Origin of the sequence: Brevibacterium sp. ZH18 (assembly GCF_022748595.1) — a bacterium.
Classification (GTDB): Bacteria; Actinomycetota; Actinomycetes; order Actinomycetales; family Brevibacteriaceae; genus Brevibacterium.
In genome coordinates this window covers 1-13,538 of sequence record NZ_JALDSX010000030.1, presented here as the reverse complement: position 1 = coordinate 13,538, position 13,538 = coordinate 1, and the positions used below count along the sequence as shown (strand labels likewise).

11 protein-coding genes are annotated in these 13,538 nt (G+C 64.8%); 9 read left to right on the top strand and 2 right to left on the bottom strand.

Annotated elements, in window-relative coordinates; all coding sequences use genetic code 11:
- Window positions 1-23: 23 nt before the first annotated feature.
- The 3 genes from MPN20_RS11495 to MPN20_RS11485 all read left to right on the top strand — a co-directional run bounded on the left by MPN20_RS11495 (window position 24) and on the right by MPN20_RS11485 (window position 4,124).
- Window positions 24-1,235, top strand: coding sequence for an amino acid deaminase/aldolase (locus tag MPN20_RS11495; RefSeq protein WP_242782295.1), 1,212 nt, complete (start codon window positions 24-26; stop codon window positions 1,233-1,235).
- Window positions 1,223-2,599 (top strand): D-arabinono-1,4-lactone oxidase, encoded by a 1,377-nt coding sequence (locus MPN20_RS11490; RefSeq protein ID WP_278189860.1) that lies wholly within the window; start codon window positions 1,223-1,225, stop codon window positions 2,597-2,599. The genes MPN20_RS11495 and MPN20_RS11490 overlap by 13 nt, the downstream gene beginning before the upstream one ends.
- Window positions 2,600-2,753: 154 nt before the next feature.
- A complete protein-coding gene (locus tag MPN20_RS11485; protein ID WP_242782291.1) occupies window positions 2,754-4,124 on the top strand; it encodes an MFS transporter in 1,371 nt (456 codons plus the stop codon).
- Window positions 4,125-4,209: 85 nt separating this feature from the next.
- Here the strand turns inward: MPN20_RS11485 and MPN20_RS11480 are convergent, their stop codons facing one another.
- Both MPN20_RS11480 and purB read right to left on the bottom strand, forming a co-directional pair.
- A complete protein-coding gene (locus MPN20_RS11480) occupies window positions 4,210-5,121 on the bottom strand; it encodes an alpha/beta fold hydrolase (protein ID WP_242782290.1) in 912 nt (303 codons plus the stop codon).
- 68 nt (window positions 5,122-5,189) lie between these two features.
- A complete protein-coding gene (gene purB, locus MPN20_RS11475; RefSeq protein WP_242782289.1) occupies window positions 5,190-6,623 on the bottom strand; it encodes an adenylosuccinate lyase in 1,434 nt (477 codons plus the stop codon).
- Between the two features lie 254 nt (window positions 6,624-6,877).
- On the opposite strand from purB, the gene MPN20_RS11470 reads away from it, so the two are divergent.
- From MPN20_RS11470 to MPN20_RS11445, 6 genes are all read left to right on the top strand, one after another.
- Complete coding sequence (locus MPN20_RS11470) at window positions 6,878-7,123, top strand: hypothetical protein (protein WP_242782288.1); 246 nt, start codon at window positions 6,878-6,880, stop codon at window positions 7,121-7,123.
- Window positions 7,120-7,953: a hypothetical protein gene (locus MPN20_RS11465; RefSeq protein ID WP_242782287.1), complete on the top strand. Its 834-nt coding sequence runs from the start codon at window positions 7,120-7,122 to the stop codon at window positions 7,951-7,953. The genes MPN20_RS11470 and MPN20_RS11465 overlap by 4 nt, the downstream gene beginning before the upstream one ends.
- A 2-nt stretch (window positions 7,954-7,955) precedes the next feature.
- Window positions 7,956-9,473, top strand: coding sequence for a hypothetical protein (locus tag MPN20_RS11460; protein ID WP_242782286.1), 1,518 nt, complete (start codon window positions 7,956-7,958; stop codon window positions 9,471-9,473).
- 382 nt (window positions 9,474-9,855) lie between these two features.
- Complete coding sequence (gene pdhA / locus MPN20_RS11455) at window positions 9,856-11,010, top strand: pyruvate dehydrogenase (acetyl-transferring) E1 component subunit alpha (RefSeq protein ID WP_242782285.1); 1,155 nt, start codon at window positions 9,856-9,858, stop codon at window positions 11,008-11,010.
- Window positions 11,010-11,987 carry an alpha-ketoacid dehydrogenase subunit beta gene (locus MPN20_RS11450; protein ID WP_242782277.1) on the top strand — a complete coding sequence of 326 codons (978 nt, stop codon included), beginning with the start codon at window positions 11,010-11,012 and terminating at the stop codon, window positions 11,985-11,987. Before pdhA ends, MPN20_RS11450 begins: the two co-directional genes overlap by 1 nt.
- A gap of 13 nt (window positions 11,988-12,000) precedes the next feature.
- Window positions 12,001-13,437 carry a dihydrolipoamide acetyltransferase family protein gene (locus MPN20_RS11445; protein ID WP_242782275.1) on the top strand — a complete coding sequence of 479 codons (1,437 nt, stop codon included), beginning with the start codon at window positions 12,001-12,003 and terminating at the stop codon, window positions 13,435-13,437.
- Window positions 13,438-13,538: the final 101 nt, after the last annotated feature.

Here is a 13,538-nt window from a genome sequence, read left to right as displayed (position 1 = left end):
CCAACTTACGCTACAGTATCTTCATGGTTTCACGTGAACTGCGTCACGCGCTCAGCGAGGTCGCTGCGCCTCGGGCCGTGCTCGATCTGGACGCGTTCGATGCCAATCTTCTTGCTCTGACCCGGCGTGCGAAGGGTCTGCCGATCCGCCTCGCGACGAAGTCGCTGCGCACCCCTGCCGCGATCGAACGGGCACTGGCACATCCGGGCTACTCCGGTGTCCTCGCCTACTCCGTGCCCGAGGCGCTGGCCCTGCACGCCCGCGGCGTGCGTGACATCCTCATCGGCTATCCCAGCGTCGATCGGGCCGGTCTCAGGCTCCTGTTCGCTGAGCCGGGGGCCACCGCGAACATCACCCTGATGATCGACTCCACCGCCCATCTCGACATCCTCGAGGCTGCGAAATCCTCCCTCACCGACGGGGCTGCTCGGGGAGCTGCCGGCAGAATCCGGATCTGTCTCGATGTCGATGCGTCGTACCGCTTCGGCGAGCGGGTCCTGGGCGACCGGTTCCACATCGGATCGCGGCGCTCGCCGCTGCGCGATGTCGAGGATGCGACCACGATGGCGCGCCATGTCATGGCCCGCGATGGGTTCGACCTCGTCGGGCTCATGTTCTACGAGGGCCAGATCGCCGGCACCGCCGACGCGGGACGCTCGGCCCGGCAGGTTGCCGTCAGGGTGATGCAGAAGCAGTCGATCAGGGAACTGGCGGGCCGTCGCGCTCGTATCGTCGCAGCAGTTCGGGATCTCACCGATCTCGAGTTCGTCAACGGCGGTGGGACAGGCTCCTTCGAATCCAGTGCCGGAGACGGTGTGCTGACCGAGCTCGCCGCAGGATCGGGCCTCTTCTCGCCGGGACTCTTCGACGGCTACACGCATTTCCAGCACAATCCTGCCGCATACTTCGTCATCCCTGTCGTACGCCGTTCCGGCCCCGGCTGGGTGACCGTGTTCAAGGGCGGCTTCATCGCCTCCGGTGTGCCGGGGACGGACCGCGTGCCGACGATCGCCTGGCCCGAAGGGCTCGACTACTCGGGGCTCGAAGGAGCTGGCGAGGTCCAGACTCCGCTGACCGGGCCTGGCGCCGAGGACCTGCGCCTCGGCGATCTGGTCTGGTTCCGGCATGCGAAGGCCGGCGAACTCGCCGAGCACTTCAACGATTTCCTCGTCGTCTCCGGCGGGGAGATCATCGACACCTGGTCGACCTATCGCGGTGAGGGATGGGTGCTGTGAGAGGGAACAGACTGAACGGACGGGCGAGGGCCAGCGGCAGGCAAGACTTTCGGAACTGGTCGGGGCACGTCCACGCGCACCCGCACACCTTCGCCAGACCCACCTCGGTGCCGGAACTGAGCGGCATCGTCCAGACCGCTGCCAACGATGGGCAGCGGGTCCGCGTCGTCGGAGCCGGACACTCGTTCACCCCAGTCGCCGCAGGTGACGACATGATGATCAATCTCGACCGTCTGAGCGGACTCATCTCCGCCGACGAGGCGACCGGGCGGGTGCGCTTCCACGCAGGCACCCGACTGCGCGACATCCCCTCCCTGCTCGCCCCGTACGGACTGGCCCTGGCCAATCAGGGCGACGTCAACCCGCAGGCGCTCGCCGGGGCGATCTCGACGAGCACCCACGGGACAGGCCTGGGCTTCACCGGATTCGCCGGAACCGTCACCGGGCTCAGCATCATGGGCCCCGACGGCCGCGAACGGGAACTGTCCGCGACCTCAGAGCCAGAGGTCTTCGACCTCGCCCGGGTCAGCCTCGGCGTGCTCGGCGTCGTCACCGAGATCGAACTGCAATGCGTGCCGAGCTTCGACCTCATCGCCGAGGAAATTGTGGTGGACTTCGACGAGCTCCTGACCGACCTCGAGCCGCGGATGCGCGCGGCCGATCACTTCGAGTTCTACTGGTTCCCCCACACCGGCACCGCCCTGACCAAGACGAACACCCGTGTGGCCCCGGGGGAGGCCGGCCCCGGCCATCTCGCCGAGGCGGGAGTGCGCAACCAGCTGCTCAACGTCTTCGACAAGGAGGTCGTGGAGAACGGGGCCCTGCGGCTCGCCGTCGAGCTCGGTGCCGCAGTGCCACGGCTGGTCCCGCACATCAATCGGATCGCCCAATCCGCGGTCTCGGACCGGACGTACCGGGCACCGGGCCACGATGTCTTCGTGACGCCTCGGCGGGTGCGCTTCAACGAGATGGAGTATGCGCTTCCCTTCGAATCCGGCGCCGAGGCGATCCGGGAGATCCGAGACGCAATCGAGTCGAGAGGGTGGAGCATTTCCTTCCCGCTCGAGGTTCGATCGGCAGCGCACGATGATGTTCCACTGTCGACGGCCTACGGACGAGAGACGATGTACATCGCCGTGCACAGGTTCGTGAAGGAGGACTACGCCGAGTACTTCCGCGTCGTCGAGCAGATCTGCCGTCGTCACGGAGGCAGGCCGCACTGGGGCAAGATCCATACCTTGGGTGCGGCCGAGCTGAGCGACCTCTACCCCCGGTTCGATGACTTCCGTGAGCTGCGGCGGCAACTGGACCCAGCAGCGATGTTCGGCAACCGATTCACGGATTCGCTGTTCGGCCTCGGGTGAGCCCGACCAGCGCAGACGGAAAACCGACCAACAGGCACTGACCGTCAGGGATGGAAAGTCGTAGGCTGGTCAGGAGTAGAATCCGGACGGTCGGCGCACGCCGGCGCAGCAGTCCGGAACAGCCGCAGCATTTCTCGCAGAGATGGAACCGCCGATGTCAGAATTCGAATCGCAGGCCCAGTCGGATCCCGCAATGGGCAACAGTCCGCAACGGGAAAGAGGACGCAGACGCTCCATGCTGGTCGCGGCCTTCGGGACCATCGTCGAGTGGTACGACTTCTCGATCTACTTCTACGTCGCAACGATCCTGACCAAGGAGTTCTTCGGCGATCGCGCCGATTCGCTCCTGCTCACCTTGGGCGTCGGAGCAGCCGGATTCCTGTTCCGGCCGTTGGGCGCGATGGTCTTCGGCCACCTCGGTGACCGGGTGGGACGCAAGTCCGCTCTGGTCGTCTCGGCTGTGCTCATGGCCGTCGCCATGCTGGGCATCGCGATCATGCCGACCTACGACATGATCGGCATCTGGGCTGGGGTCGGGATGGTCTTCTTCCGCTGCCTCTCGGGCTTCTCGGTCGGTGCCGAGTACACAGGCATCATGGTCTTCCTCATGGAGTCGGCCGGCAGCAAGAGACGCGGACTCGCTGCCAGCTGGGCCGCGGCCAACAGCGAGGTCGGCGCTCTGCTCGCAGTGGGCTCAGGAGCCCTCCTGGCCAACCTGCTGACCCCCGACGCGATGAGTTCGTGGGGATGGCGAGCCTTGTTCATCCTTGGCGCGATACTGGCGGCGATCATGGTTCCGCTGCGGAAGATGATGGAGGAGACCGACACCTTCAAGCGCCTGCAGGCCGCAGAGAAGAAGAAGCCCGCAGTCAAGCACTCCCGTTCGCCGCTGATCATCGCCTTCATCCAGCAGCCGCGCGCGATCCTCGTCGCGTTCCTCATCTCCTCGATCGGCTCGGTCAGCTACTTCCTCAACATCACCTACGTGCCGACCTACATCGAAGAGGTCGCCCACGTGAAGAACTCCGGATCGTTGGCGTTGGGTACGATCGCGGCCGTCGTCGCGATCGTCATCACGCCGCTGTTCGGCATCGCCTCTGACCGCTTCGGGCGGAAGAAGACGTTGGCTGTGCTCATGGCCGTCTTCATCCTCACCACCATCCCGGCCTATGCGCTGCTCGCGGACGGGTCCACCGGCATCGCCGTATTCGGCGTTGCGTTCCTCGCCGTCCCGGCAGCAGGATGGAGCGCCGTGGCCGCAGCGATGGTGCCCGAGCAGTTCACCGGCACCAGCCGATTCTCCGGAATGGCGATCGGCTACAACGTGGCCACGGTCCTCTTCGGCGGGCTCTCACCTCTCATCGCAACCGCGCTGATGAGTTCGACCGGGCTGACGCTGGCCCCGGCGATCTACGCCACGGTCATCGTCGTCGTGGCCGGCATCCCAACGCTGTTCCTCGCACGCAATATGGCCGGCAGGCCCCTCGCCGAGGTGGACAAGGACCCCGAGCTGGTTCCTGCCTGAGGCGGCAGGCGTCGGCGCGAGGCGCTTTTAGGCTTCGGCGCGAGGCGCTCAGGCCCGGCGCGAGGCATTCAGTTTCGGCGCGAGGTCAGTTCCGGGGGAGTCGCTGCAGAAGCCAGGAGACGATCTCGGGCCAAGCGCCTCCGGCGACCGAGCGTCTCAGCAGTCCGTGGTGGCCGATGCGGGAGACCTCGAGCTCCTGCGGAGTGAAGGTGCGTCGTTCCACCACGGCGAGGCGGACATGGTCGACGAGAGCGTCGATCTGCTCCGGTGAGGCCCAATTGTCGTCGCTGGTCCCGATCGCGAGCACGGGGGTGCGCAAGCGCGCCATCCGAGCAGATGCTCCCAGGCTCGGATCGTCGAAGAAGTACTCGGACATGCGCACCCACCGGCCCCATTCGAGCATGGCGGCAGTGGGGATGTCCTCGCCGAGGCCGAGGCGTCTGCCGGGTGCGTAGCCGACGAGCGGACTGATCAGGGGGCCGAGCATCCTGAGGATGAGACCGACTCGCAGTCGTTCGCTGAGAGGGTTGATGTCGCGCAGCGCTGCTCGTGACGTGCCCACGGTGACGATTGCGTGCAGATCCTCGGCGGCGTTTCCCAACAGCAGGGCATGCCCGCCGAGGCTGTGCCCGAGTGCGACCTTCGGCAGCCGAGGAAATTCGTTCGCGGCCCAAGCCGAGACGGCGTTCGCGTCCTGGAGCATCCAATCGCGCATCCGCAGCTGCGAGCGCTCGCGTGCCGGACCCGAAGCGGCGACGCCTCGCACATCGTAGGTGAGCACGGCCAGGCCGCGTTCGACTGCGTAGTCGGCGAAGTTCGTATAGAACCGAGCCGGTGTGGCCGTAGCGGGATGGATGATGAGCAACCCGATCGGAGCGTTCGGGGGCATCAGCACGGTGCCGACGATCTCGCCCTGGCCCGGCCGGGCGCGCTCAGCAGTGCTGGACGTGGAACCGGCAACGGGAATGCGAACGGAACTCATCGTGGTACTGGTCATAGTCACCAGAATAGCGATGAATCAGGCCATAAGCTACCAATCGGTAACAATGGTCCTGTCGGGGCGTCTCAACCCTGAGGGCGGGCCCTCCAGTCGGCGACTTCGGACTCGGCCAGCTGTGCGGCGACGCCGATGTAGGCAGCAGGAGTCAGTGCGGTCAGCAGCTCGGTCTCGGCTTCAGGCAGGCCTAGTCCCGCGACGAAAGTCTGCAGGTCAGCCTGGTTGATGCGCTTTCCGCGCGTGAGCTCTTTGAGCTTCTCGTACGGGTTCTCCATTCCGGGCACACCCTGGAGTCCAGCTGCGCGCATGACCGATTGGATGGCTTCGCCGAGGACCTCCCAGTTGGAATCGAGATCGGCAGCCAGGGCGTCGGCGTTGATTGCCAGGCGCTCCATGCCCTTGACCAGGTTGTTCAATGCCAGCACGGAGTGGCCGAAGGCGACGCCGATGTTGCGCTGCGAGGTCGAGTCCGTGAGGTCGCGCTGCATCCGCGAGGTCACCAGGGTCGAGGCCAGAGAATCGAGGAGCGCGCACGAGAGCTCGAGGTTCGCCTCGGCGTTTTCGAAGCGGATCGGATTGACCTTGTGCGGCATCGTCGAGGAACCGGTCGCGCCGGCGACGGGGATCTGCTTGAAGTAGTTCATCGAGATGTAGGTCCACATGTCCGTCGCCAGGTTGTGCGCGATCCGGTTGAACCGGGCGATGTCGGCGAAGAGCTCCGCATCCCAGTCATGCGATTCGATCTGCGTGGTCAGCGGATTGAAGGTCAGGCCGAGGCTGCCTTCGACGAAGGTCTTGGCCAGAGTTGGCCAGTCCGCGCCCGGAACGGCGGCCAGATGAGCCGAGTACGTGCCGGTGGCGCCATTGATCTTTCCGAGGAACTCGCTTCCGGCGATGCGCTCGAACTGTCGGCGCAGACGGTGGACGAACACGGCGATCTCCTTGCCCATGGTCGTCGGTGTCGCCGGCTGACCATGGGTGTGCGAGAGCATCGGAACCTCAGCCAGCTCCGAGGCGGTTGCGGCCAAGGAGTCGATGAGCGCTTCGGCGCGGGGGAGCCAGACCTGAAGAGTGGCACCCTTGATGCCGAGCGCCCAGGACAGATTGTTGATGTCCTCCGAGGTGCAGCAGAAATGGACGAGCTCGCTGAGATCCTCGGCGCCGATCTCGACTAGCGCTTCTTTGATTGTGTACTCAACGGCTTTGACGTCGTGGACCGTCACGGCTTCGTGGGCGGCCAGGGTGGCGATCGTGTTCTCGTCGAAGCCCTGTGCGAAGTCTCGCAGTCCGGTGACCTCATCCTCGGTGAGGGTGCGCACGCCCTCGATCACGGAGTTCTGGGCCAAGTGGATGAACCATTCGACCTCGACGTGGATCCGGTTGCGGTTGAGAGCCGCCTCGGAGAGGTGATCGACGAGGTCAGCGGTGTCTTTGCGGTAACGGCCGTCGAGCGGACCGAGAGCGATGGCGGGCGAGACTTCAGCAAGGGAAACAGTCGGCATGCCCTCATTTTCTCATGAGTCCGGCGTCGCGGCGGAACCAGGTGGCCGCAGTGCCCAGCGGATGGGCCCTTGAGCGACGAGGAGTCGGCGACTTGAGGCACTCTGCCTGTGGACATCTCCTCGTCTGCGACGTAGGAAACCTGTGGACGGTCGCACGGTTTCCACAGGCGAGATCTCATGTCTTCCGGCTTCGGACAGTCAGCCATAGCGTGACGGGGAGGAGAGCGACTGGGGAGTCGAAATGGAGGATAGGCATGATCACCGATGAGCTGGCGCTGAGCCGGGACGGGTGGTTCCGACGGGCGAATGAGCTGCGCAGTCTGGCACAGGACTGCCGGGGGATCCAGGGGTGGGATTCGCCAGCGGGGAGGATGCTGGGCGAGCGCCTCCTTCGGTGTTCGGCAGCGGTGGAGTCTCTCGCTGAGCGTGCCGAGAGCCTCGGTGAAGCCTACGACCTGCATCTGCAGGTCGTCTCTGTGGGCGGGCGACTGCAGATATGACGGAGGTGCCGGATGTCGATGCGCCCACGACCGGTCAGAAGGAGCAGTGGTTCGTCGTCGACCTCGATCGGATCGCGCGGCTTCCCCAAAGGCTGCGGTGCCTCTGGCCGCGAGAGCTGATGCCACGGGCAGGTGTTACGGTGTCTGATGTCTCCGACGACTGCTCGGCCTCGACGCCCGCGGGGGCACACTCGGCTGGCGAGCCTGCGAAGTCTTCGGGGAAATGTTCGGGTGGCGAGTCCGGAACGATTTCGGGGGAGTACTCGGGTGGCGAGCCCGGAACGAGTTCGGCCAAGGTGAGCGGCTCGCTCAACGACTCGGTCATGCTCACCGAGCTTCCCGACGGCGGACCGAGCCGAGGATTCGACGTCCTCAGCGCGTGGCTGGCGGGGTTCGCGGCCGAACTCAACCTCACTGCGGCTCGAATGACCGTAGTCATCAGCTCGGGAGCAGAAGTCGTGCACCTCGAGGTATGCCTGTGCGAGGACACTTGCCTGGCCGTTCTGGCGCTGCGCGGTGAGGGCTTCGACGAATTCGGCGGCTACGAGCTGCTGCGGCGCATTCGGGCGCAGGATTTCGCCCGAGCCACGGACGACCTGACCCGCCTCGTCGAGCACGACTGCGTCCTCACCTTGACGTATGTGACCACTGGCGGTTCTGCCGGGCTGGAGTTCCTGCACAGGCGAAACGGCGTCTGGTATCGACCGACGCTGGAAAGGGGCAGCGCGGGAATCACCGTGGGGGCCGAAGAAGATGCAGGAGGAGACACCGTACGGAAACTGCTTGCAGCCACTCTGGTCCACCTGCAGACCTCGGCGACGGGAAAGTGAGCATGATCGCGACCAGCACCCGTGGCGGCCCGCAGCTGAGAATCGACGATCGAGCCGACCTCAGCGGCGATGACCTCCACCGCATCTGTCGCAGAATCGACGAACTTACCGCTGCGGGCGCGCTCGAGGACTTCGATCTCGCAACGCTGCTGACCCAGGTGCCAGCACCGATCACCGCGATCAATCTCGATGCCTGCCGCGTGCTCTATCACCAGCAGTTGGCGCTCGTGCTCATCGAGTTCGAAACCACCCTGATCGGCATCAGGGCCGCTGCGAGCGCATACCGGCTGGCAGAGCAGGGGATCAGTGAGACCTTCGGAGGGCTGCTGGACTACTTCGGATATGTCACCGGTCGTGTGATCGCGATCAGTCTGCCGGTGATCATTCCCCTCGCCATTGCAGTCGGGGTGCCGATCTACCTCGGCGCCAAAGTCCTCGATGCCACGGGGCTCGACGATGTTGTGGCCAAACACTTCGGCATCGATTTGGCGCAGACGAAGGCGGCGGCGAAAGAGGCGTTTGTGACCCTCGTGTTCGAGCACTCCGATGTCACCGGCGCCGTCATCGAACATGTCCTGCCGGGGATCGTCGTCGGATTCATCGGTCTGCCGCCGGCCGTTCTGGCTGCGGAAGGCGACCATGCGCTGTGGCCTCACGACTCAGGGTCGATGACCGCGTGGGTCCTCGGCGGTGCGAATAGGTTCGGTCTCCTCCTGCCGTCGGACGTCGAAGTCTGGAAGGCCAAGGGCATCACTCCAGTCCATGACAAGGCGCCACGTGACATCGAAGACCTCTACATCCGCGAGGCCGCCTGCCACCGAGGTGTCGATTCCGGGCAGGTGCGAATCGAAGAGATCAGGTCCCCGGACGGCACCACCCGCTACATCGTCTACGTGCCGGCGACGACCGATTGGTCGCCTGAACCCGGGGAGAACACGACCGACCTGACGACGAACGTACAGGGGATGGCCGGCAACGACACGGTGATGCGGGAAATGGTCCGGCAGGCCATCGCTGATGCGAAGATCGACCCCGCCGCCGAGGTGATGCTGGTCGGATATTCGCAGGGCGGGATCACAGCCGGGTCGCTCGCCGCCGATCCCGCGTTCCTGGCCGATGTGAATGTCACGGCGCTGGTCACCGTGGGAGCCCCGATCTCGGACTTCCCCATCGACGAGGGCATCGACGTTCTCTCGATCGAACACGAACAGGATCTGGTGCCTGATCTCGACGGCAATGAGAACCCGGCGCAAGACCACTGGTCGACGATCACGGTCGACTACGACCCCGACCAGCTGCGCAGCGCCCCGAACCTGAAGGGCAAGACCGATGCCGAACTCGACGAACTGTTCTCGTCGGCTGGGGCCGCCCACTCCTCGGCCGCTTACGCCGCCTCGCTCGGACTGATGGTCGGGGCGGGCCATGCCGGGTTGAGCCGGTTCACGCAGAAGAACGCCGGATTTTTCTCCGGCGATATCAGGGAAACGAGGGACTACCAGGGCAAACGCAAACGCACATGAATGATGGCACCGGTGCGACAGCCTCGGCGAGCTGTGCCTGCGAATCCCGGCCCAGCCTCGGCGGATCAGCACCGGTGAAACTCTTCGGACATGCGTTTGTCGGACGTTGGAGCAACTCTGCGACGATCGACAACTGGGTGCCTCGGCCTTTGGATGTGAACCACACGGGCGCAATCCACCTCCTAGGCTGATCAGGACCAAAACAATTGGCGCTCGACGCACACTTCTGGAGTGGCATGCGGTCGGTGGATTCGGTATCGTGGTAGTACCTGTGAATCACATCACTCGAGGGCGAGTACCACATCAGAGGACCCGCCTTCAGGACACCGTCCACCACTGGTCACCTCCGGTGCGCTTGGACCTTGAACAAAGGAGAACTGAAATGACTTCCAACATTTCAGTGGGAACCGGGACTGCCCACAGTCAGTCATCGGAACCTCGGATGATCCAGATGCTCACCGAAGACGGCAATCGCGTCGAATCCGGTGAATATGACGCCTTCGCGGCAGAACTCACCGATGAGGATCTGCGCGGCTTCTACCGGGACATGATCCTGGTGCGCCGCATCGATGCTGAAGGCGCAGCACTGCAGCGCCAGGGACAGCTTGGCCTCTGGGCCCCGATGTTTGGTCAGGAAGCTGCTCAGATCGGCATGGGACGAGCTGCCCGCCCCCAAGACTTCGTCTTTCCCACCTATCGTGAGCACGGCCTCGCCTACACTCGCGGCGTCGAACCGGAAACTCTGCTGAGCATCTTCCGCGGCCAGAACCACGGCGGCTGGGACCCTCAGGAGCACCGCTTCCACACCTACACGATCGTCATCGGCTCGCAAGCACTGCATGCGACCGGCTACGCCATGGGTGTTTCCATGGACGGCGACGTCGGCACCGGCGACATCGAGCGCGACACCGTCTCCATCGCCTGTTTCGGCGACGGAGCAACCTCGCAGGGCGACGTCTCCGAGGCGCTGACCTTCGCCGGAGCGTTCCATGCTCCTGTCCTGTTCTTCTGCCAGAACAACCAGTGGGCCATCTCCGAGCCGACCAGTGTCCAGACGGCGGCACCCCTGTGCAAGCGCGGCGAGGGCTTCGGCGTTCCCGGCCTCCGCGTCGACGGCAACGACATCATCGCGATGTACGCCGTGGCCAGGGCCAGCCTGGATTCGGTGCGTGCCGGCAACGGCCCGATGCTCATCGAAGCCTTCACCTACCGCCGCGGCGCTCACACCACAGCCGATGATCCGACGAAGTACCGCGACCGAGCGGAAGAGGAGATCTGGGAGGATCGGGACCCGATCACGCGCCTCAAGGCCTACCTCGACAACCACACCGACACCGAAGAGGCATTCTTCGCCGAGGTGGATGCCGAAGCCGACACCCTGGCAGCTCGCATCCGCCACAACTGCATGACCATGCAGGACCCTGACGGGGTCGAGATGTTCGCCCACGTCACCTCAGGACCTCACTCACTCGTCGATGAGGAACGTGCGGAATTCCTCGCATACCAGGCCTCATTCGCCGATGCAGGTGAGGCCTGATGGAGAAACTTCCCCTGTCAAAGGCGATCACCGCCGGAATGCGCAAGGCCATGGAGGACGACCCGAAGGTCGTCCTCATTGGTGAGGACATCGGAAAGCTCGGTGGCGTCTTCCGCGTCACTGAGGGTCTGCAGAAGGACTTCGGTCCGCAGCGGGTCATCGATGCGCCGCTGGCCGAGTCCGGCATCGTGGGCACGTCGATCGGCATGGCCATCCGCGGCTATCGCCCGGTCATCGAGATCCAGTTCGACGCGTTCATCTTCCCTGCCTACGACCAGATCGTGACGCAGGTGGCGAAACTCTACAACCGGACTTTGGGCAAAGAGCCCATGCCGCTCGTCATCCGCGTGCCCTACGGCGGCGGAATCGGCTCTCCCGAACACCACTCGGAGAGCCCGGAGACGGTCTTCGCTCATCACGCCGGCCTGCGCCTGGTCTCACCCTCGAACGCTCACGACGCGTACTGGATGATGCAGGAAGCCATCAAGAGCAATGACCCGGTCATGTTCTTCGAACCCAAGCGCCGTTACTGGCTGCGAGGCGACGTCGACATGTCTGAGCGCGGACCACTTGGCATGCACGACGCGCGCGTGGTCAGCGAAGGCACCGATGTCACTCTGATTGCCTACGGCCCACTGGTCCCAACAGCACAGGACGTCGTTGCGGCAGCAGCCGAAGAGGGCAAGAGCGTCGAGCTCATCGACCTGCGCAGCTTCAGCCCCGTCGACTTCGCGACGATCGAGAAGTCCGTGAAGAAGACGGGACGCCTCGTCGTCGCCCACGAAGCGCCGAAGTTCCTGGGGCTCGGTTCGGAGATCGCGGCTCGCATCTCCGAGCGCTGCTTCTTCAACCTCGAAGCGCCTGTCATCCGAGTCGGCGGCTATCACACGCCGTACCCCGGCTCGCGGATGGAAGAACACTACCTGCCCGACCTGGATCGCATCTTCGACGGTGTCGACCGGGCGCTGGCCTACTGACTCAAGGAGAGACATGTCATTCGAATTTCCTCTTCCTGACGTCGGTGAAGGCCTGACCGAGGCCGACATCGTGTCATGGAAGGTCGCCGCCGGCGACACCGTCACCGTCAATCAGATCCTCGTCGAGATCGAAACCGCCAAATCGCTGGTCGAACTGCCAAGCCCGCAGGCCGGACTCGTCGAAGCACTGCTCGTCGAAGACGGCCAGACCGTCGAGGTGGGCACACCGATCATCCGCTTCGGCGGCGACGACCCTCTGGGGTCGCCTGCTTCCGGTGGAGCCTCTGAATCATCCGCTGCAGGCGGAGACGCGCAGGGATCAGCCGACTCCGAGAGCGACGCCGAAGGCGGCGCCACACTCGTCGGTTACGGCGCCAAGGCTGCCTCGTCCAAACGTCGCCCGCGCAAGGGCGCCGGCGTGCCGGCACCCGCAGGAGCAGTAGCACCAGCACCCGCAGCACCAGCAGCTCAGGCGGCCCCTGCGCCGGCGGTCGAACCGACGCCAGCGGCTGGCGCGAGCACTTCACCGAGCACCGCCTCGGCGGGCAAGCCTCTGGCGAAGCCTCCAGTGCGCAAGCTGGCCAAGGACCTCGGCATCGTCCTCGCCACGGTCGCTGCCACCGGATCTCGCGGCGAGGTCACACGCGATGATGTCCGCGCGGCAGCCGACGGCACCGGCGAACCGGCCGTCGGTACAGCGTCACCCTCGGGTGCGGCGGTGTCGGCAACCGCCTCGGCGGGGGTCGGTTCCACGGGCGAGCTCGAAGAGCGGATCCCGTTCAAGGGCGTGGCGAAGATGATGGCCAAGGCCATGGTCGAATCCGCGTTCACGATGCCCCACGTCACCGAGTTCCTCGATGTCGACGTGACCGAGACGATGACCTTCGTGCGTAAGCTCAAGTCCACGAAGTTCCTGGGCGAAGACATCAAGGTCTCTCCCCTGCTGCTCGTGGCCAAGGCTGTGGCCTGGGCTGTTGCCCGTAACCCGCGCATCAACTCGTGCCTCGAAGGCGAAGAGATCGTCGTCAAGAAGTACGTCAACCTCGGCATCGCCGCCGCCACCCCGCGTGGCTTGATCGTGCCGAACATCAAGGGTGCACACGCGATGGGTCTGACTGACTTGGCTCAGGGCATTCAGGATCTGACTGCGCTGGCTCGCTCGGGTAAGACCCCGCCTGCCGATCAGTCGGGCGGCACGATCACGATCACGAACGTCGGCGTCTTCGGCGTCGACGCGGGAACTCCGATCATCAACCCCGGCGAGGCCGCGATCCTGGCCTTCGGGCAGATCCGGAAGAAGCCCTGGGTCGTCGGTGACGAGATCGTTCCACGTGACATCACGACGCTGTCGGTGAGTGCTGACCATCGTGTCGTCGATGGCGAGATCATCTCGAAGTTCCTCGCCGATGTCGGTCGCGGACTCGAAGATCCGACTCTGCTGCTGGCCTGAGTGAGCCGCCTGATCGGGCGGTGACGGCGTCAGTAGAGTGCCGGTTTCGGTAGCGCAATCTGCAACGGTCCCAGTGTGGCTGAGGTGCGAATATGCACCTC